At 46.3% G+C, this 18,892-nt stretch carries 20 protein-coding genes and 1 pseudogene; 7 read left to right on the top strand and 14 right to left on the bottom strand.

Going from position 1 to position 18,892, the window contains the following annotated elements; all coding sequences use genetic code 11:
* Positions 1-77 precede the first annotated feature (77 nt).
* Complete coding sequence (locus ACUUHJ_RS12765) at positions 78-341, bottom strand: YqhV family protein (RefSeq protein ID WP_007725730.1); 264 nt, start codon at positions 339-341, stop codon at positions 78-80.
* 149 nt (positions 342-490) lie between these two features.
* Here ACUUHJ_RS12765 and comA point away from each other — a divergent pair, with 149 nt between their 5' ends.
* From comA to ACUUHJ_RS12750, 3 genes are read left to right on the top strand one after another with little or no spacing between them, the layout of a single operon-like run.
* Positions 491-1,312, top strand: a complete 822-nt coding sequence (gene comA / locus ACUUHJ_RS12760; protein ID WP_472299048.1) for a phosphosulfolactate synthase — start codon at positions 491-493, stop codon at positions 1,310-1,312.
* Entirely contained in the window at positions 1,303-2,019 is a 717-nt protein-coding gene (locus ACUUHJ_RS12755; protein WP_012686016.1) for a 2-phosphosulfolactate phosphatase, read from the top strand. Before comA ends, ACUUHJ_RS12755 begins: the two co-directional genes overlap by 10 nt.
* Before the next feature lie 36 nt (positions 2,020-2,055).
* Complete coding sequence (locus ACUUHJ_RS12750) at positions 2,056-2,517, top strand: DUF441 domain-containing protein (RefSeq protein WP_012686015.1); 462 nt, start codon at positions 2,056-2,058, stop codon at positions 2,515-2,517.
* 51 nt (positions 2,518-2,568) lie between these two features.
* Here the strand turns inward: ACUUHJ_RS12750 and ACUUHJ_RS12745 are convergent, their stop codons facing one another.
* The 8 genes and pseudogenes from ACUUHJ_RS12745 to ACUUHJ_RS12710 form a co-directional block, all read right to left on the bottom strand.
* A complete protein-coding gene (locus tag ACUUHJ_RS12745) occupies positions 2,569-4,263 on the bottom strand; it encodes a DUF4179 domain-containing protein (protein WP_472299047.1) in 1,695 nt (564 codons plus the stop codon).
* Positions 4,244-4,813: an RNA polymerase sigma factor gene (locus ACUUHJ_RS12740; protein ID WP_064199881.1), complete on the bottom strand. Its 570-nt coding sequence runs from the start codon at positions 4,811-4,813 to the stop codon at positions 4,244-4,246. Before ACUUHJ_RS12740 ends, ACUUHJ_RS12745 begins: the two co-directional genes overlap by 20 nt.
* Before the next feature lie 373 nt (positions 4,814-5,186).
* On the bottom strand, positions 5,187-6,476 hold the full coding sequence (locus ACUUHJ_RS12735; protein WP_289673973.1) for an IS3 family transposase: 1,290 nt from the start codon (positions 6,474-6,476) through the stop codon (positions 5,187-5,189).
* Between the two features lie 244 nt (positions 6,477-6,720).
* Positions 6,721-7,576 (bottom strand): annotated as a pseudogene (ant(6), locus tag ACUUHJ_RS12730) (aminoglycoside 6-adenylyltransferase).
* Positions 7,577-7,719: 143 nt separating this feature from the next.
* Positions 7,720-8,277 (bottom strand): elongation factor P, encoded by a 558-nt coding sequence (efp, locus tag ACUUHJ_RS12725; RefSeq protein ID WP_472299046.1) that lies wholly within the window; start codon positions 8,275-8,277, stop codon positions 7,720-7,722.
* A gap of 41 nt (positions 8,278-8,318) precedes the next feature.
* Positions 8,319-9,389 carry a M24 family metallopeptidase gene (locus tag ACUUHJ_RS12720; protein ID WP_472299045.1) on the bottom strand — a complete coding sequence of 357 codons (1,071 nt, stop codon included), beginning with the start codon at positions 9,387-9,389 and terminating at the stop codon, positions 8,319-8,321.
* Positions 9,390-9,417: 28 nt separating this feature from the next.
* On the bottom strand, positions 9,418-9,858 hold the full coding sequence (aroQ, locus tag ACUUHJ_RS12715) for a type II 3-dehydroquinate dehydratase (protein WP_289677576.1): 441 nt from the start codon (positions 9,856-9,858) through the stop codon (positions 9,418-9,420).
* A 140-nt stretch (positions 9,859-9,998) separates the two neighbouring features.
* Entirely contained in the window at positions 9,999-10,511 is a 513-nt protein-coding gene (locus tag ACUUHJ_RS12710; RefSeq protein ID WP_289677575.1) for a YqhR family membrane protein, read from the bottom strand.
* 124 nt (positions 10,512-10,635) lie between these two features.
* Between ACUUHJ_RS12710 and ACUUHJ_RS12705 the strand changes: the two genes are divergently transcribed.
* Both ACUUHJ_RS12705 and ACUUHJ_RS12700 read left to right on the top strand, forming a co-directional pair.
* Entirely contained in the window at positions 10,636-11,583 is a 948-nt protein-coding gene (locus ACUUHJ_RS12705; RefSeq protein WP_050763827.1) for a DUF1385 domain-containing protein, read from the top strand.
* Positions 11,584-11,619: 36 nt separating this feature from the next.
* A complete protein-coding gene (locus tag ACUUHJ_RS12700) occupies positions 11,620-11,979 on the top strand; it encodes an ABC transporter C family protein (RefSeq protein WP_289677574.1) in 360 nt (119 codons plus the stop codon).
* A 38-nt stretch (positions 11,980-12,017) separates the two neighbouring features.
* Here the strand turns inward: ACUUHJ_RS12700 and ACUUHJ_RS12695 are convergent, their stop codons facing one another.
* The 3 genes from ACUUHJ_RS12695 to ACUUHJ_RS12685 all read right to left on the bottom strand — a co-directional run bounded on the left by ACUUHJ_RS12695 (position 12,018) and on the right by ACUUHJ_RS12685 (position 14,165).
* Positions 12,018-12,947, bottom strand: a complete 930-nt coding sequence (locus ACUUHJ_RS12695) for a patatin-like phospholipase family protein (RefSeq protein WP_472299044.1) — start codon at positions 12,945-12,947, stop codon at positions 12,018-12,020.
* 123 nt (positions 12,948-13,070) lie between these two features.
* Positions 13,071-13,502, bottom strand: a complete 432-nt coding sequence (gene mntR / locus ACUUHJ_RS12690; RefSeq protein ID WP_016739887.1) for a transcriptional regulator MntR — start codon at positions 13,500-13,502, stop codon at positions 13,071-13,073.
* Between the two features lie 99 nt (positions 13,503-13,601).
* A complete protein-coding gene (locus ACUUHJ_RS12685; protein ID WP_472299043.1) occupies positions 13,602-14,165 on the bottom strand; it encodes an NADPH-dependent FMN reductase in 564 nt (187 codons plus the stop codon).
* 156 nt (positions 14,166-14,321) lie between these two features.
* Between ACUUHJ_RS12685 and ACUUHJ_RS12680 the strand changes: the two genes are divergently transcribed.
* Positions 14,322-15,329 (top strand): hypothetical protein, encoded by a 1,008-nt coding sequence (locus ACUUHJ_RS12680; protein ID WP_472299042.1) that lies wholly within the window; start codon positions 14,322-14,324, stop codon positions 15,327-15,329.
* A gap of 213 nt (positions 15,330-15,542) precedes the next feature.
* On the opposite strand, the gene ACUUHJ_RS12675 is transcribed toward ACUUHJ_RS12680, so the two are convergent.
* Positions 15,543-16,880 (bottom strand): M28 family peptidase, encoded by a 1,338-nt coding sequence (locus ACUUHJ_RS12675; RefSeq protein ID WP_472299041.1) that lies wholly within the window; start codon positions 16,878-16,880, stop codon positions 15,543-15,545.
* 318 nt (positions 16,881-17,198) lie between these two features.
* Here ACUUHJ_RS12675 and dat point away from each other — a divergent pair, with 318 nt between their 5' ends.
* On the top strand, positions 17,199-18,050 hold the full coding sequence (gene dat, locus ACUUHJ_RS12670) for a D-amino-acid transaminase (protein ID WP_472299040.1): 852 nt from the start codon (positions 17,199-17,201) through the stop codon (positions 18,048-18,050).
* A gap of 260 nt (positions 18,051-18,310) precedes the next feature.
* On the opposite strand, the gene ACUUHJ_RS12665 is transcribed toward dat, so the two are convergent.
* Entirely contained in the window at positions 18,311-18,862 is a 552-nt protein-coding gene (locus ACUUHJ_RS12665; protein ID WP_221867161.1) for a glutathione peroxidase, read from the bottom strand.
* Positions 18,863-18,892: the final 30 nt, after the last annotated feature.

Raw genomic sequence — 18,892 nt, 5'->3', positions numbered from 1 at the left:
ACATTCCCTCCCATCCAATCTCTCCCACTTATCGTTCCCCAACGTGATGCCATTTACGAATGGAAGGAAATGGGTAATTATTTACGGACACCAATCAAGATGCACGAGATCCCCACCAGAATCCAGGCTATTTTGGCGAAGCTAACCCGATCCGACATGCCTAACAAACCGATTGTAGTAGTGGTGATCAAGATAATTGGCCCAACAATCGCAAGCCCTGAATTAATGAGCAGAGCTTTTTCGACCTGGTTCACTTTCAAAATGAGCAAAGCTGCAATGATCTCGATACTGCCTGAAAAGACCCTAAGTGCTGCCATACCCATAATCGCTTTTTCCAACATACCGTCTCGTCCTCCCCTCCTTTCACTCTATGCCTGTACCACATCATTTCAGCACTTTTTGAATCATCTCTATAGGCTATTGCCCTCACTCCTCCCCTTCACTGGGCATACACTGAACCATACGCCTAGAAGAAATGAGGAACTTGCCGATGGTAGAGTGTGATCAATCGTTTTTACCTGATAGCTGGGCAAACCCGTCCGGGCAAATACGAGAGAAGCCCCGTGTGAAGGGCTTAACCATGGTCATTGACAAAGGCCTTGGACTTACTGCATATTCCGACTTGTTCGCGCTGGCTGCTCCCTATATCGATCTATACAAACTCGGTTTTGGCACCCTTGCTCTGTACCCCCCCGAAATACTCAACCAAAAACTGACCCTTGCAAAGAAATTTGGTGTACACATCATGCCAGGAGGAACTTTTTTTGAAATCGCCATTCGCCACAATTCAATTGCAGATTATATGAAGCTGATTCGCTCTCTCGGTTTTTCTGCGGTGGAAATATCCGATGGAACGTTCCCTTTATCCTTTGCACAGCGCCAGGAAGCCATCAATTACGCGTTAGACAACGATCTGGTGGTCTACACAGAGGTCGGAAAAAAAGCTGCCGACTATCGCACTTGTCGAGAGGAATTGCTGGAGACGCTTAGCTTTGACCTGCACAATGGGGCCAGTCACGTGATTGTGGAAGCGAGAGAAAGTGGTACCGTCGGCGTGTGTGACGGGGATGGCAAGATTGACGATTCCTTCGTTTTAGACATTGTCGCGGCGGCCAAAGAAAAGGCCTCCCGTCTGATCTGGGAAGCACCACAAAAGGATCAACAGGTCTGCTTCATCAAGGCCATTGGCAGCGAAGTGAACCTCGGAAATATTGCCTATACGGATGTATTCTCTCTGGAGACGCTACGGCGCGGATTGCGCGGCGATACAGCCCTAATCATGGATAGAGGGAGGTGTTTTCCGTGCGAATAGAGGTGGTGCCGACCGTGGAAGAAATTCGTTTTGAACAGATCAGCAATCATGTAGTCATCGTCATCGATGTGCTTCGTGCCTCCAGTACGATTGTCACCGCATTAGGTAATGGATTTCGCAGCGTCATCCCGGTCGAAACCATTGGGCAAGCGAACTCCCTACGCACGAGCGACTGTATTTTGGCCGGGGAACGCCACTGCAAAAAAATCCCCGAATTCGACTGCAATAACTCACCAACCGAAATCGCAGGTTTGGGGAAAACGGGTAGCCAGCTTATTCTCACCACGACGAACGGGACTCGTGCGATCCAAAAAGCAGAACGCGCCACTGCTCTCTTGATCGGCTGCTTCTTGAATGCCACCGCATGCATGCGGCACGCTCTTTCGTATCATCTCGACATAACTCTGTACTGTGCAGGTACCCGGTCGGAATTCGCTCTGGAAGACGGTCTGGCTGCCGGCTTGATGATTGCACAGGCACAGCAATCGTTACCGAGCATCCAAATCTGTGATCTGGGTGAAGTGCTAAAGGCGAGCTACCTTTATTACGCGGGAAAACTGAGCGAGCTGCTACCCCACACGACAACAGGAAAAAGGCTCATCCAGCACCATCTAGCAAGCGACATACGGTACTGTGCTCAAGTGGATCAGTATCAAATCGTCCCCTACATCAAGGAGAAACGCATACTCCCACACCTTGTCTCATAATGTGAAAAGAGAACAGGGACAGGGGTTTTGATGCCAATGATGTCTGGAGAAGTAATGCTGGTCATCCTAATCGTTATCGGTCTTATTGGGCGCTCACCGATTATTGCGACTGCCGCAAGTATATTATTGGTGTTGAAGCTAACGGCACTGGAGCGTTTTTTCCCAACAGTAGAACGGCGCGGATTGGAGCTCGGGCTGCTCTTTTTGACCATTTCCGTACTGGTTCCATTCGCCAGCGAAAAAATATCATGGAAAGACGTCACGCCTCTTTTCACTACGGTTGTCGGCTTAACCGCACTGGCTGGTGGGGCCATTGCCACCTGGATGAATGGAAAAGGACTCGATTTGCTACGCTCGGAGCCACATATGATCGTCGGTCTAGTGATTGGCTCGATTATTGGCATTGTGTTTTTTCGGGGTATTCCCGTCGGGCCTTTGATGGCTGCTGGTATTACGGCGTTTGTGTTGAAGCTGTGGGAATGGTTTGGAAGCAGATAAAAACGAAATCCCCCTCTTTTACATCCAGGAGGGGGATTTGTCTATCTTGTTTTAGCGTTTGGTGTTATTGGACGTGTCAAACGGAACTTCCCAATTGAGGTCTTGGTATTGGCGTTGTTGAATAGCGTGTGACAGCTTTAGCTCTTTTGGCTGTTTTTCAAGGTCGCGGATGAAGAATGTTCCTGTAACATGTACTCTTCCGTCCTTGCCTCTTGTATAGGTTGTTCCTTGAAGCTTTACATTGTAAGTTTGTTTGGACTCATCCTGTGCCGACCATTCAGTCGTGTAGACGATTCCTTCTGGCAGTATAGCCGAGAACGAAATCAGAGCACCTTTTCCAAAATAGGTCTCATCCCCGATTTTTTCTTCGTCCTCCGTTGTTTTTAAGGTAAAGCCCGTTAAGGTATAGGTACTGTCACTGTTCGTCACGGCCACCTTATCCTTTAACAAGGTATCCACCGGGATGGATGCCTGAAATTTCGATGGCTCATACAGGTACAGGGAGTGCATTTTTAATTTGTACGTTTGATCCTTTGCTAGTGGAGTTATCCCGTTCCATTTCGTAACTCCTTTCCCGTCATTATGCACTTTTCCTCTGTACGAATGATTTACGTTGTTCTTTCGAATTTGGTTAAGCTCTTCATGCAAGGCATCGTCCCAGCCTGCTACTACATTCCCTTTTTCATCGTATATTTGGAACGCTACGCCCATGTCGATGAAATACCTCTCCTTCCTCTGGGCTTCTGTAAACATACCTGTTTTTGGTTCTTTTACAATCCAGCCATTTTGCTCTTTCCATTTTTGGATTTGTTCTTCTCTTTCTTTTGTCCAGACTGTTTCCAACTCTAGCAAACTGGTACTCGGAACCGTCATGATGTTTTGGAAATTGATTTTTATTCCTTGCGGTGTCGTGTACGTTTGCCCGATCTCTGTATGGTTTGCTACTTCCCTCGTCTTTTTCATATCAATGGGAAATTCAACCTTCCAGTTTCCTTCTTTCCCACCCAGAATCGTTGCTTCGACACCGACGATGATCTCATCCGGCAATGTCTTGCTATCTTTCAGGAATCGGAAAATATCATGGCTGACGACAAGATACTCTCCTTCCTCACCGTAGGTATAGCCCCCTCCCCCAGGATTCAGGTCTTCACCTGACTTGGTTTTGTAAGTAAGGGACAATCCGTCTTTTTCCACATCAAACGGGATACGCTTGCCATTTTGATCCACGATATTTGCAATGATCGCCATCCGCACTGGATCCGCAACAACTTCTTTTACAACCAGTGTAATTCCTTGATCCGTCACCTTTTTATTGATTTCCTGAACATAACCCTTCTCAGCTGCCTGCTTCATTCCTTGGTCGATACCTTGTATAGATTGTATGACACTGTTTACGTAGCTCGCAAAAGTCGGAGACACCATGGACCCAAACGTAATGATTGCTGTGACACTCGCCACAGCTAACGCTGTTTTCTTCAAAATGTTTACACTCCTTTTTTTCCAGTTTGGTTTTGGCTTTGGCAATTGCACTTGCTCTAACGCCGTCATCACCCGGGAAGTAAAATCTGTGGGCAACGCGCTTGGAACGTGCAGGCTCGGGAACCCCTCGTTGCTATCCTCTTCCTCCATCATCAGCCTCTGACAGAGCAAGCAGTCTTCGACATGTCGTTCCAGCAGTCTAGCATCACCTTCAGATAGCTCACCAGTCAAATACCTGCGCAACTCTTCAGTTTTGGAGCAATTCATAGATAGCAGCACCTCCTGACATTTCTTGCGCGATACTAGCCCGGAGCTTTTTCTTGGCGTGATGGATACGCATTTGTACAGTTGTAACCGGAACATGCAAAATTTCGCTAATCTCTTTGTAGCTCATCTGTTCCAAGTATTTCAGCATAAACACAACGCGGTATTCTTCCCCCAACGCCATGATTTGCTGCTGCAAGGTATCTTGCTTTTCTTTTTCCAAATACGCTTTTTCGGGTGTATCAGATTCAATCAGTCTAGTCTCTTCCAAAGGTGTTTTGGCGTAGTGCTTGTTCTTGCGCCAGGCGTCTATACACAAGTTAGACGCAATCCGATACAGCCAGGCCAAGAAAGCATCTGTCGGCTTATATTTATCGAGTTGACAGTACGCTTTGATGAAGGCCTCTTGTGTCAGGTCTTGAGCATCCTGCTGCTGTCCCGTCATTCGATAAAGATAGCTGTATAACCGTTCTTTGTACTTGTCAACCAGGTGCGCGTAGGCATCCCGATTCCCTTTTTGTACCTGTTGTATGAGCAACCAATCATCCTGCAAAGGAAATCCTCCCATTTCAAAAAAGTTCGCTGCGCAGCGTTCGTTTTGGCAGGTTCATATGGATTAACGGATCATTTTGTATTTTCTTTCCAAAAAGGAATGCATTTTTTTAAAAAAGTTTGAGTCAACATGGTGGAGGAGAAGAAAAAGCACAGTGCTCTTCGACTCTGACACGCCAGCAAAGGGGGAATCACTGGCCGTCTACACTTAAAAAAGGGGACCGTCGAGCCAAAGCCACCCTACGGGCGGATGTTTCTCGAAGAAGAAGTGTTCGACAAGCGGTCCCCTTTTTTAAGTTCCGACTGGGTAGGCGTTGTCAAGGTTGAACTACTCCCCTAGAAATAGACAGTATTTAAAAAGAGCCTGTTGCAAATTAAGCAGCAATGAGATGATTTCTGGTTTCATCAGGAGTCATCTTTTTTAATGTCCACTGATAACGCTCTGAATTGTAATAGGTTACATATTCGTTGACGCGTTGACGCAACTCTTGAAGTGAAACACAGTCCTTATATTCGAGTTCGTCTTTCATATGACCGAAGAACGATTCCATTGAAGCGTTGTCCCAGCAGTTACCTTTGCGAGACATCGACTGCTTAAAACCAGCCTCAGCAATAAGGCGCCTCGTTGTAAGATGAGTGTAGTGCATTCCTTGATCCGAATGAAAAATAGCATCAGGATGGACGTTACCGTCCAATCGTTTGATTAATAAGTCTAGTGTCCGTTTCACTAGTGATAACTCCAATGTCGAAGACAGATAGTGTGCCAAAATCTGTTTGGTCGCCCCATCTTTTACGCAAGACAAATATGCCCATTGACCAGTACCATAGCGCAAATAAGTAATGTCAGTAAGTAGAACCTTCTCGGGTATACCTTGATCAAACTGACGTTTAAGTAGGTTTGGGCATGTGCGGTGTTCCTGAGTAGCCTTGGCCATTTTTCGATACGGATTCGCTTTCCGAATAAGAGTGACTAGCTTAAACTTTTGCATAAGACGACGAATCTTTTTATGATTCATCACGACACCGTTCATTCGCTCCAATCTCATTTTAATGACCAGCACTCCTGCTCTCCCTTTTCGAGTTTCGAAATGCTCCTTGATGAGCAGGAAGTCTCGTTCGTCGGCTTCTTCTCGAATTTGTCGCTGTTCCTCAGCACTACACCAGCGATAATAGCCACTTGAGCTCACTTCAGCAATCTGGCATAGATAACGGGTTACACGCTTCAAGCCATGTTTACGAAGAACTATGCTAATAAGCTGAAAGCGCTCGGGAGACGATAACGTCTTATTGGTTTGTCTTTCGAGCGCTTCTAGCTTTTTTAAAAGTTCGTTCTCTGCTTCCAGAAGCCTAATTCGTGCTTCAGCACGTCTCAGTTTTTCTTTTGCTGATAATTCTCCCTCTGACTTTCTACCGGTGCTCCCCTTGCCTCTGCGCTCCTCAATTAATCCAGCTTCACCAAAAGTCGTACATACTTTTCTCCATCGATGTAAGCATTTTTTTGGTGTATGACGACCCATTATTTCTAAGGGGAAACCTGCCTGAAGAAATATCTCAATCGGCGTTTGTCCCTCTCGATATGCCTGTACAGCGGTAAATTTGAACATAGGAGAATACGTGATGTTTTTCCCTGTTACTCGAAGTACATTTTGATTTTTTTCTAACATATGTATCTCATGTTCCGTAAAACTTATTCTGTTTTTACTCATCTAACATATCCCCACTCATTTCTCGTTAATGATGATTAAAACACAAAAAACCGTTAGACGGTCACTTTTTTCAAAGTGTCCATCTAACGGGTAGTAGTTCAGGTCTACGAGCCCTGTGCTTTTTCTTCTCGCCAGCTTCGGTGATCGAGCGTCTATAAAACATAAGAAAACCGCCCTGAATAAGGCGGTCGGGTTCCATCCATCACTTCCATGAATGGTAAATATGTTCCGCGTACTTCGTAATGGCTTCATCGTAAGCTGGATATGGATATTCGAGACTTTCTGCCACCGCTTTGGAGTATTTTTGAAATAGCTCATAGCAAGTGAATAACGATTCCCACATGTCTTCGTAGCCATTTTGGCGATAAGTGGATAGTAACGCTTCCCAATCTTTCTTTTGGAAGATAGCGATCGATGAATTTGTAGTTTTTCCCGACACTAAAGGTAAATCCTTTCTCACATCCGATTTGCCAAGCCATCATGCGGAGCAAATTTGGTCGGGCAATTTCGTTGAGATGGTCAATCGCAAACAGAATTTCTTTTCTCGCCAAACCTTTGACAACATAAGTAGAGACCATCCAAAATTCATTGCAGCAGTCATCAAACTCTCTGGCACTTGGCTTCCGGGTCCAATATTGGCGATCGGTAGGGAGCACCTCGTGTGTGATTAGCTCGTCTTTATCCAGCAAAATCTCAACCAGACCGTCGCTATCTGCAAAATACTGCTCTGTCTCGTCTACCGGAATCAGCGTCAGATCCACTTTATTTCCATCCTCCAATAGCATGAGATAGGAAAACCAATTCCCTAACTCGGACGGAAAAAGCTCCATATCTTCCGGTTTTTGCATCATGATCCGATTCCCAAAAGCATCGAGCCATTGATCATTTTCCTTGAAAGAAGCCATCTCAGTCACAAAATACGAAATATCATAATCCTGGAAAGGATCAGCGGGTATATTTTTGTTCGTGCGTGACCCTTCCAAGGTTACCAAGCGGATTCGATCATCCTTCCTAGCGAAATCAATCAGCATGTTCATCATTTCTTGTTCCGTTCTCAAAGCCATGCCCCTCCACATCACTATTTCTCTGTACTACTAAATGTAGTGGAAATGCATAATTTTTACAATCCCGCATCAATTGGCGAAGCAAATAAAAAAAGCTGCACCCATTTGGGCACAGCTTTTTCTTGCAATCCGTACTTTTACGCGCGGGAAACGTATGCTTCCGTACGAGTATCGATGATCAGACGCTCTCCTTCTTCTACGAAGAGAGGAACGTTTACTACGAAACCAGTTTCCAAGGTTGCTTTCTTTGTTACGTTAGAAGCAGTGTCACCTTTTACACCTGGCTCACATTCAGTTACAACGAGTTCAACCGTATTCGGCAATTGAATACCGATTGTTTCTCCGTTGTACTGCATGATTTGCACGTTCATGTTTTCCTTGAGGAAACGCAGTTCACGCTCGATTTGGTTGCGAGTGAACGTCATTTGCTCATATGTTTCCGTATTCATGAAAGTGTAATCGTCTCCACTCGCATACAGGTATTGCATCGTGCTGGATTCGATGCGGGCAGGGTTAACTTTTTCACCGCCGCGGAAGGTCATTTCTGTCGTGTTGCCGCTACGCAGATTGCGCAGTTTGGAGCGAACGAATGCCGCACCTTTACCTGGTTTTACGTGTTGGAATTCTAGCACGGTAAAAATATTGCCATCCACTTCGATTGTCAAACCGGTACGAAAATCGTTTACAGAGATCATGGTAGTCCTCCCAAATCAATCAATAACAGAATAAGTATAAATTACACAGGCAAAATGAGCAACTCTTTCGTAGACTTGTTCAGGTTCTCATGGCCATCAGCTGTAATCCACACATCGTCTTCGATCCGAACGCCCCCAAGTCCTGATACATAAATGCCTGGCTCCATCGTTACGAGCATACCTGGCTCCAATACGAAGGTGCTTACAGTCGACAGCCCCGGCAGCTCGTGAACTTCCAATCCGAGACCATGACCTGCGCTATGTCCATAGGCATCCCCATAGCCTGCTGCTGTGATGAGATCTCTTGTTGCTGCGTCAGCGTCTTTTGCGGATACACCTGGCTTCAGTGCTTCTAAACCTGCCAGCTGGGCACGCAGAACGATATCGTAGATTTCACGCATTTTCGGATCTGGCTCTCCCACAGACAATGTGCGTGTAATATCGGAATGATAGCCCTGATAAGCAGCACCAAAGTCGAGTGTAACCATTTCCCCTGCCTGAATCACTTTCTCGGACGCACGCCCATGTGGCAGAGCGCCGCGCACACCTGACGCTACGATGATATCAAAAGCTGAGCCTGTCGCACCTTGCTTGCGCATGAAGTATTCCAATTCCAAGGCAACATCGGATTCACGCACACCTGGCTTGATGTAGCTTTGAATATGCGTAAATGCTGCTTCCGCGATACGAACCGCTTCACGAATGATAACCATCTCGGATTCGTCTTTAAACATGCGAATTTTTTCAAGCAGACCGCTTGTTGGCACCAGCTCTACTCCGTCGATTCCTTTGTTCCATTCCTGATACGTGCTAAAGGACACGCTGCTCTCAAACGCCAATCGCTTGATCCCTTTTTCTTGCAAAAGCTTTGCCATCGCTTCCACAGCTTTTCTTTCGTTATTGACCACTGTAAATTCAGGTGCTTGTTCTTGCGCTTGTTCCACATAGCGGAAATCAGTGACGAGAAACGCTTCTGTTTCCGTGACAATTACCCATCCCGTTGATCCAGTGAAACCGCTCAAGTAGAAGCGATTCTCTGTTTTTTCGGTAATAAACGCCTCTGCTCCCACTTGTATAAGTGCCTCGCGCAATTTATGCAGACGTTGTTTCATGGCAGCCTTTTCCCCTTTTTGAAAGCTTTTATTTTTTTTCGATTTTACGGACGAGCGCTCTTAACGCCCATTCATATCCATCGATCCCCAACCCGACAACTTGTCCAATCGTAACAGGTGCGATGACTGAGTGATGGCGAAATGGTTCCCGTGTATGAATATTGGAAATATGTACTTCAATCGTCGGAAGAGCCACACTGGCCAAAGCGTCCCGGATCGCATAGCTGTAATGGGTGAATGCGCCTGGATTGATCAGGATACCGTCATGGACACCTCTCGCTTGATGAATCGCGTCGATGAGGACACCTTCATGATTCGATTGGAGATGCTCAAGCTTTCCGCCCAACTCATCCATGACAACCGTCAGGATTGTCACCACATCCTCCAGCGTTTCCCTTCCGTAAACATCCGGCTCCCTTGTCCCCAATAAATTCAGGTTGGGCCCGTTCAATAACAAGACGGAAGTCATCGACCATCCCTCTCCCTATAAAAGTTTTTTTATTAATGAAACATTTTACCACAAGCCGCTCTGAATCCAAAGTAGACATTCGCCAAAGCAACATTTCGAACATTGTTACATCCATTTTGACAAGGAACGGAGAAATCCTCCTACCTTGTGTACTCATTCCATGCATGATTCTCGTCTGATTGCTCGAGCATGATTGTCATCCCAATGAACAAGCCAAACGTCAAATACCAAGCGCCTTCCGTACTTAAGGTGGCAACCTCCCAATTTCCGATATGAAAGAAGAATCCCGCTATCCCTAACATGACCGCCCCGTAGACGAGCCCCAACCACCACGCACGGATACGGCTAAATAGCAAGCTGAACACAAATGAAGCAACGACTGCTTCAACGAACAGCACGATACCACCAAGGCACACGCTCGCAAACGTATTTTCGTTCTCGATACTGATAAAGGGGCGTGCAAATGCTCCCACTCCGTACGGGGTCATGTGCAAAAAGTGAGCCATCAATCGAACGAGCCCCCAAATAATCGTTCCCCAGAATGCCACCTCCAAAATCTTCGAGAAGGAGACTCTTTTACTCCCTTGCCTGCCTTCTTCTGTATGGGAAATGCGTGCTTGCTTGTGCCTTCGTCCTGTCTTACTTATTTCCATTTCCATCACCTCTGTTCTCTAGTATGCTCTTCCTCTAAGCTTTTCACTTCCGCTTTACATTTGTTGGAAAAACACGAACTCCTTGTAGCTTCAAGTCACCATTTCCGTTAATATAGTGGTAAGGATGGTGATTGAATTGGCGCAACAAAACGTACCTAGCTACGGCGGTCAGGCCGTCATCGAAGGTGTTATGTTCGGTGGCAAAACCACGACCGTTACAGCTGTTCGCAAAAAAAATCATGAAATTGAGTATTTTGAATCCCCAAGGTCCGAATATAAATGGATTACTACGCTAAAAAAGATTCCGTTTTTGCGTGGGATTGTTGGTTTGGTCGAAGCCAGCGCCAATGGGGCCAAACATCTCAACTTCGCCTCTGAACAATACAGTAAGGAGTCTGGAGAAGAAGCTTCTGAAAGTCCATCGAAACTCACTATGATTTTAGGTGTTGCTGTTGTCGGGGTACTTTCCTTCCTGTTCGGGAAATTCGTCTTTACACTCGTTCCCGTTTTCCTGGCAGACTTTTTACTCGGAAAATGGGTACCGGATGGCGTTCCTCAAACGTTGGCTGAAGGCGGATTTAAAATTTTGCTCCTCCTCGGCTACATTACTGCTATTGCACAAACGCCGTTGATTAAAAGGCTTTTTCAATACCATGGAGCCGAGCATAAAGTGATTAACGCGTTCGAATCCGGGGTAGAATTAACAGTAGCCAATGTGCAAAAATTTTCCGCTCTGCATTATCGTTGCGGGAGCAGTTTTCTCATTTTTTCAGTGTTCGTCGGTGTTGTGATTTACTCCCTGTTTAGTTATGACTCCCTGACGGAGAGGGTCGTACAACGCATTGTTCTTTTGCCACTGGTAATCGGCGTCTCTTATGAGGTTTTGCAGTGGACAAACAAGCTCCGTGATGTACCCGTCCTACGTTACCTTGGTTATCCAGGATTGTGGTTGCAAAAGATCACAACTCGTGAACCAGATGACAGCCAAGTCGAGGTAGCCATCGCTTCCTTCCAAAAGATGCGGGAGCTTGATCAGAAGCACGTGCAGGAAAGAATGGTTACGACCGGATAACGTGAGGCATTTTTATTCCCATAGAGGTGAAGCCCTATGTTACGCCGCATTCCACCAGTGATTCTGATCGTGATTGTATTGGCGATTTACGGATTTTTGGTCACCCTCTTCAATGATCCTATCAGTACGATTGTCATCTTGGGATTATCCGTTGTCCTTTTCTTGGTCGTGCGCAACTATTTACAAACCGGCTCCTTCTTTTCACAAGGCGCTGGAGCAGGCAAACCTAGACAACCAAAGGTCAAGGTGAAGCAAAAGACCTCCATCGCTCGGCAAGCAGTGAAAAAGCAGTCGACTCCTTCTCGAAAAGATCATCCGTTTCGTGTGATCGAAGGCAGCAAAGGGAAGCAAAAAGAGAAACAAGACCAAAAATCGCAAAATAATATCTCCCACTAAAAAAAACAGGTTGCCTGAATCGGCGACCTGTTTTTTTGTTAGACCAGCATTTTCGGTGAATGATTGCGAAACACTTTGACGTAATCTTCAAAATCCCATTGTGCCAAAAATTTGTGAGCCGCTGCCTCCCCTGACGCAAACAATTGATGCCGGATTTCTTTTGACAGCTGAAATTGAGTGGTTCTCACCCCTAATGTATGGATGAAAATCGTCCGAACGGCTTTTGCCTTTTCCACATACAGGCGATCATGAGCATCCAGCATAGTCGCCAGCAATCCCCTGGAGAAGGAAAAAAGACCTTTGATTCTAGTCGCTTCTCTCTTGTCTTGATCATCAGTCAGACGAAAACCAATCGTCGGCCACCGCGGAGTCCCCGGTACATCAAATAACCAAACGGGGTAGTTGCTCAATAATGCGCCATCGACGATGTAATGCACATGTCCAGCACTTTTCAGCTTTGCAGGCTGAAAAAAGAACGGAATGGAGGAAGACATACGAACAGCTCGTGCCACAGGGAAATGATCGGGTTCTACACCATACCGTGCCAAATCATCGGGAAGGATAAGCATTTTTCCGTTTGTGACATCAGATGCGACAACCTTCAGCTTACCGGGAGGAAGATCTCCGAATGTTCGTACCCCTTTTCGTAATAACAACTCCTCTATGAACAACTCGATTCGATCTGCTCGATAAATCCCTTCCCGCACGACTAGTTCATAGATTGGTCCGATGAGAGGGAGCCTAACCACCCCTGAGCGTTTGAGAAAGTGAAGGTAATCCAGCTCTTCAAAGATCGGTTTCAACTCATGGCTGGAATAGCCTGCGCCGAGCAAAGCTGCAACAATGGAGCCTGCCGAGGTACCTGCGAGTCTTTCCCATGTGTATCCATTCTCCTCCATGACTCGCAAGGCACCGATAAAAGCGATTCCTTTTACGCCGCCACCTTCAAAGACTGCATCTGCTTTCACCTTGTGTTCCCCTCCCTAAAATTCCTCCCCATTTTCCATGTATAAGACGACAGCTCTTCCTTTACCACAAAGAAAAAAACGCAAGCCTGATCGGCTTGCGCTATAATACGATAACGAGATAGACTATTCCTCTTTTTGCTCATCTAACAAACGAATGTTACGAAGCTCTTCTATACGCTTTGGATCTGCCTCGAAGTACTGAACCAGATACTCCAGACATGTAATCGATTCCCAGCTCAGGTGATGCTCGATTCCTTCCACATCCTGATAAATATGCTCTTCATCTAAGCCAATGATCCGCATAAATTCTTCTAGAAGAGTGTGACGGTCCACTAGGCGTTTTCCGATTTTCTTCCCTTTTGGCGTCAAGACAAGCCCACGGTATTTTTCGTAAACGAGATACTTGTCTTTGTCTAGTTTCTGAACCATTTTCGTGACCGAAGAGGGATGTACTTCCAACGCTTCAGCAATATCGGAGACACGAGCATAGCCCTTTTCTTCAATTAAGTTGTAAATGCGTTCCAAATAGTCTTCCATACTCGGCGTCGGCGGCATTGTGAACCCCTCATTTCCAAACCGTTATTTCATCTTGCCAAAAAAGGCACGTAGAAATATGATACCGCGTAATGAGAAGCATTTGCAAGAGAAAAGTACCTATCGTAGCTGTTTTTCTGTTGTTGGATTCATCATTTGGACATATTGCACGAGTTGTTGACCCAACTGCTCCATGCGCGCCTGCAATCGCTCATCCTTGAGCTTGCCTTCTGGTGTAAAGGCATTGTAAGCACTTGGGATGGAAGGGCTAGATGGCAACGGCCATGCATGCAAATTGCGCATGATTAACTGCAAGGTGTTGACCGTGTTCGTAGCACCCATGCTTCCACCAGCGACACCAATGATGGCAACCTGCTTGTCACGCAAAATGCGCCCTTCCAGGAAGTCAATGGCGTTTTTCAAAGCACCTGTCATTGTGCCATGGTATTCAGGCGAACCGATCACAAGTCCATCTGCTTCAGAAACCGCTTTGACAAATCGATGGACAATATCAGGGTACGTACTGGTATCATCACGATCATCGTACAGCGGCAGCTTCCAGTCCGCCAAATGAATCATTTCAACTTCGGCACCTGCAACCTTTGCGGCTTCAAGAACAATATGAATCGCTTGTTTTGTCGTAGAATTGGCATTCATGCTTCCGGCTATTCCTACAATTTTCATGGTTTCACCCCATCGATAATCTAAATACTGGTATGTTCTTCATTATATTCCATTAAGTATATTTTGTAAACATTTATGTTTATTTAATATCATCTGTTCTGAACAAGCCTGCTTGCTTCATACACTTGTACCAAGTTGCAAGTGAGGATGATGCCTATGGACAAAGTCGCTTGGCATATCGCCGTGCTTTTTGCAGGGTCTACGTTAGGTGGATTCTACTTGGGCGGATATGAATGGTTACGCTTTTTTACTTATTTCGGTTCCTGGGGGACAATAGGCATTGCCCTTGCGGCTCTTGGCCTCGGCTGGTTCGGCGTCCAGCTATTAACTTTTTGCCATCGCAAGCAAATTCGCTCCCTGTACGAGCTGTACTACGTATTGTTTGGCGAAGCGTTCGCTTCTAGCCTATCTGCCATCACCCACATTCTGCTATTGGGGTATACAGGAGTCATGCTTGGCCAACAGGCAGATTTCCTCTTGGAGGAGTTCTCTCCCCTATGGTTCATCCTTCTGACCATTGTAGCCATCTTCTTTATCTTAAATCGTTGGAGATGGATTGTCACTGCAACAGCCATATCTCTATCCACCGGTTTATTATTGTTCGGATTGATTTTCAGCGCACAATCCCATGTACCCATACCGAGCTTGGGTTATCAACTGAATGTGAACTGGCTGATTCACGCCGTATTTTTCCTAGCCTTGCATTTTCTCATCGGCTTGGCCACGACTTTACCACTGGCAGTACGTGCGTCCCATGAGCGAACGGTTCGGATGGGCGCAATGATCGGAGCTGGAATCTTCCTTTTGTTCGCGCTGTTAGGTCAAGCTATCCTTCTTGCCCACTGGCATGATTCCCACGCTTCTGTACTGCCCATCAAACAAATTTTAGTTCAAATGATGCCAGGTGGCGATTGGCTTCTCGCTATCCTCTCATTTGTGCATGGCGGAGTCATCGTCGCCGCCCTACTCTATTCGTTGTCCCATCCAATAGCGACACGTCAACATCTGCAAATGCTTCCGCTGATTGTCGCCATGCTGCTTACCGTATTTGTATTCTCTCTTCTCACACTCGTTGTTCCATGGAGTATGTCTGCAATCGCCAGTGCAGCGACCTATTGCGGCATGTTCTTAATGGGCTGGTACGTTTGGAAGCAACCGAATTGACCTGATCGTTTCCTCGTAGCTCCTGTGGTCAAGACAGAGTCTTGGCCACTTTTTTTCGCACTATAGGAGCCAATTCACTATTCCGACCACGACCAAGAACACAAGGATAAACACCAAAATATTCAACGGACTCATCGTCACGTAGGCCTCCTCTATCCATGGTTTCTCTCCCTCATTTTACCACAAATGAAAAACGTCCCCCGAAGGAGACGTTTACTGCAGGGCCTCACTTTCCGCTCTTAGCTGTCCCCCATTTGGAGATCCCATCGGATAAGCTGGCGTTGCTTGTTCTGTCATTTTGTGAATCGCTGAAAGGACCGCCTTCGTCGCCTTTGCAATTTGTTCCCAATCCATTTGTGCGATAGAGTCATCTGTTGCTTGTCCCGTCTCTGCACTCGTCACAAGTGCCGTAGGAATACCTGCGGCTGCTAAAGAGCTTGCGGCGCCGATTTGTTCACGCGTCCCAGCCTTATCGCTTGGAGACACCCCCGCTGCTCTTAGGAGTTGGATTGGTAGATTTTCCTTACCCAGCGGATTGGTTGCAACGAGCTCTGTCTTTTGGCTGCCCACCCCCTCGAGATAGAAAGCTGCTATCATGGCTTGTCGCTCTTTGGCTGATAAGGCATTCGCATAAGCAATTGGGCCTCTGCTTCCCGAGGAAACCGCACCAAAGCTGACGAACCTCACTTCCGTATCAATCGGCTTGTCAGCCATATTACGCGCTATCTCAAGCAAGGCAGCTACACCGGAGCCATTGTGATTTGCCCCAGCTGTTAACCCGGAGGAATCATGGTGAGCAGAAACCATGACGACCTGCCCGGTGTCATTCTGATTTGGCTTTCGGCTTGCCACGATATTATACGAGGTTTGCTTGGTCGTTACAGCTCCTTCTACCTTGACGGTTCCCTTCACGGGCCGTTTGTCCATGATGCGTTTTTGGAGCTTGGTGCCATCCGCCTTGGACAAAGCGATTACAGGAACAGCGATATCCAAAGGTTCGCCCAGTGAAGCATTCCAGCCTTCCTCCCGATCATTCCAGATGATCAGTCCAACAGCTCCGGCTGCCGCTGCCTGGCGTACTTTTTCTCCAAACGGAATCTCGCCTCGCTTGACCAAGGCAATCTTTCCCCTGGACGCATCATTTGCAAAATCAACCGCCCTACCCAAGCCTGCATCCACCACTTCTGCTGTCGCGGCTCCATTGATCCCAAAAGAAAATCCACTTACTGTCCATTTTTGACCCGGCCATTCTTCCATCGTCAGTGATAGAGTAGTTGGCTTTCGGTACGTATAATAAGAAAAAGGATCGAGCTTTGTCTTAAACCCGTAAGAGCGAAGTGTATTTTCCACATAGACAGCTGCCGCAAATTCCGTTTCAGTAGCAGGTGGACGGGCTGTTCTTGCCAATTGCTCGACATGGCTGTACAAGCGTTCACTATCGATCCAATCTTGAGCTTCCTCTGCATGAACACGATGGGAAGGAAAAGGTATCGGCAATATCGTTCCACAGACAAGCAGGGCACATAGCGCGTAATGACGGACAGATCGCATGGCATTCTCCCTTTCCTTCGCTCTTTGCTCTTTATTATGGGCGTTCACGACAAATCGAGTCTAGTCAGAATAGTTAGTCAAATAACTTCATCCTGCGCCATCCCTGGACAGCTTTCGCTTTGTTCTGCCCAAAACGTCGATTTTTCGCGTGACTTCCCTCCATATGAAATCTTAATAGAATGGGGCTTTATTCCGTAAAATTATTGATAAAGAAAAGGTGACTTTCAAATTGACCGATGTCCTTGCCTTTTGCTAAGGTGGAATCAACAAAAAACCGTTTGAAAGAAACGGAATGGAATCCATTGAGGGGGAAGTACCATGCTCTATGTAGGTGGGAAATGGGTAGAAGAAGGGCAAGTCGCAGTTCATCCAGAGGACCGCGGTTATAACTTTGGGGATGGCATCTATGAGGTAGTACGCATTTATAAGGGGCGCATGTATCAATGGGATGGACATCTAACCCGATTGTTTCGAAGTGCCAAAGAAATAAAAATGGAGCTTCCATGGAGCGCAGAGGAGCTGACAGACTTAGCGAATCAGCTGATCACTAAAAACAACATCACGGAGAATGACGACGCCAACCTTTACTTACAAGTATCTCGTGGCACCGCTCCGCGTGTACATGATATTCCGTCTGGGATCAAGCCTGTGATTATGGGCTTTGTCCGTCGCAAGGACCGCCCTGTCGCTGATATGAAGAAAGGCTTGAGAGCTCATCTTGTCGAAGATATCCGCTGGCTGCGTTGCGATATCAAAACGCTCAATCTGCTAGGGGCTGTTTTGGTCAAACAATACGCAAAGGATGCAGGTGCCCAAGAATCGATTTTGCACCGCAACGGCGTCATCACAGAGTGCAGCGCTTCCAATTTGTTCGTCGTAAAAAATGGCGAGCTGTATACGCATCAGGCTGACAACTTGATCCTGCACGGAATTACTCGCCAAGTGGTCATTGATTTGGCTCGGAACAATGGCATCACTGTCCATGAAGAACCATTCGACATCGCTTTCTTAAAGCAAGCCGATGAAGTCTTCCTCACTAGCACCACCGCGGAAGTCATGCCGCTCATCTCGGTAGATGGCGTCGCTGTCGGCAACGGAAACCCAGGACCTGTCGTGCTTACGCTACAAGACTTGTTTGAACAGCATATCAACACAAGTGTACTCGTGTAATGATAATAACGTTTTAGTCTGGAGTTATTGATCTAACGCGGTTTTTCAAATATATATTCGGCAGCCTTCGCAAAATAAGTTTAAGACTGGTGCAATAAAAGAAACAGCGGCGGACTAAGATGTGAAAAATAAAGTCTTAGACTACCGCTGCTGTTTCGGCCTATGAATGAACTAACGTCTTCGTTAGTTCTTCTTTTTTTGGCAAAGGCCATTTTTTAGCCTTTACAGGGATGTTCAATTGAATGGCCGAAAATATTCATTTACTTTAAAAGCAGTGATTTAATTACTGGCACTATTTCCAATGGTTCCGTCGTTGTTTCGTATCTTCCGTATACATGACCGTTCCGTTCGATCAAAAACTTTGTGAAATTCCACTTGATCTCAACACCAGCGTATATGTCAGGATACTTTTCTTGCAGAAAGCTCTGCATCCATTGACCGTCCGAGGTCTGAGTATCGAAACCTTGAAATGGCGCTTGCTCTGTTAAAAATTGAAATAATGGATGAGCAGTCTGACCTCTAACCTCCATCTTCTCAAATAACGGAAAGGTCACTCCAAAGTTGCTCTCACAATATTCCCGCACTTCCGAGTTGTTCCCTGGCTCTTTCTCGTTGAATTGGTTACAAGGAAACCCAAGTATTTCAAACCCCTGCTCATGGTAACTTTCGTAAAGCTTTTGAAGACCAGCGAATTGACGAGAATAGCTGCACCTACTGGCAGTGTTGACTATAAGGAGAACTTTCCCTCGGTAAGCTGACAATTCAACAAGCTTTCCATTAATTGAGGTGACTTGAAAATCATAAATCGACATGATATCGTTCCTCCCCTATTATGTTGCCTC

The organism is Brevibacillus schisleri (assembly GCF_055685845.1).
The sequence above is the reverse complement of the archived record's forward strand: the minus strand, read 5'-3'. Positions and strand labels throughout refer to the sequence as shown.

Bases quoted from the DNA above. Each gene is read 5' to 3' on its own strand.
- ACUUHJ_RS12680 (WP_472299042.1), top strand. From the start codon at position 14,322: ATGGACAAAGTCGCTTGGCATATCGCCGTGCTTTTTGCAGGGTCTACG.
- ACUUHJ_RS12735 (WP_289673973.1), bottom strand. From the start codon at position 6,476: ATGTTAGAAAAAAATCAAAATGTACTTCGAGTAACAGGGAAAAACATC.
- ACUUHJ_RS12750 (WP_012686015.1), top strand. From the start codon at position 2,056: ATGATGTCTGGAGAAGTAATGCTGGTCATCCTAATCGTTATCGGTCTT.
- aroQ (WP_289677576.1), bottom strand. From the start codon at position 9,858: ATGACTTCCGTCTTGTTATTGAACGGGCCCAACCTGAATTTATTGGGG.
- ACUUHJ_RS12665 (WP_221867161.1), bottom strand. From the start codon at position 18,862: ATGTCGATTTATGATTTTCAAGTCACCTCAATTAATGGAAAGCTTGTT.
- mntR (WP_016739887.1), bottom strand. From the start codon at position 13,502: ATGCCGCCGACGCCGAGTATGGAAGACTATTTGGAACGCATTTACAAC.
- ACUUHJ_RS12720 (WP_472299045.1), bottom strand. From the start codon at position 9,389: ATGAAACAACGTCTGCATAAATTGCGCGAGGCACTTATACAAGTGGGA.
- ACUUHJ_RS12710 (WP_289677575.1), bottom strand. From the start codon at position 10,511: ATGGAAATAAGTAAGACAGGACGAAGGCACAAGCAAGCACGCATTTCC.
- ACUUHJ_RS12705 (WP_050763827.1), top strand. From the start codon at position 10,636: ATGGTGATTGAATTGGCGCAACAAAACGTACCTAGCTACGGCGGTCAG.
- ACUUHJ_RS12765 (WP_007725730.1), bottom strand. From the start codon at position 341: ATGTTGGAAAAAGCGATTATGGGTATGGCAGCACTTAGGGTCTTTTCA.
- dat (WP_472299040.1), top strand. From the start codon at position 17,199: ATGCTCTATGTAGGTGGGAAATGGGTAGAAGAAGGGCAAGTCGCAGTT.
- ACUUHJ_RS12685 (WP_472299043.1), bottom strand. From the start codon at position 14,165: ATGAAAATTGTAGGAATAGCCGGAAGCATGAATGCCAATTCTACGACA.
- ACUUHJ_RS12745 (WP_472299047.1), bottom strand. From the start codon at position 4,263: ATGAATTGCTCCAAAACTGAAGAGTTGCGCAGGTATTTGACTGGTGAG.
- ACUUHJ_RS12700 (WP_289677574.1), top strand. From the start codon at position 11,620: ATGTTACGCCGCATTCCACCAGTGATTCTGATCGTGATTGTATTGGCG.
- ACUUHJ_RS12675 (WP_472299041.1), bottom strand. From the start codon at position 16,880: ATGCGATCTGTCCGTCATTACGCGCTATGTGCCCTGCTTGTCTGTGGA.
- efp (WP_472299046.1), bottom strand. From the start codon at position 8,277: ATGATCTCTGTAAACGATTTTCGTACCGGTTTGACAATCGAAGTGGAT.
- comA (WP_472299048.1), top strand. From the start codon at position 491: ATGGTAGAGTGTGATCAATCGTTTTTACCTGATAGCTGGGCAAACCCG.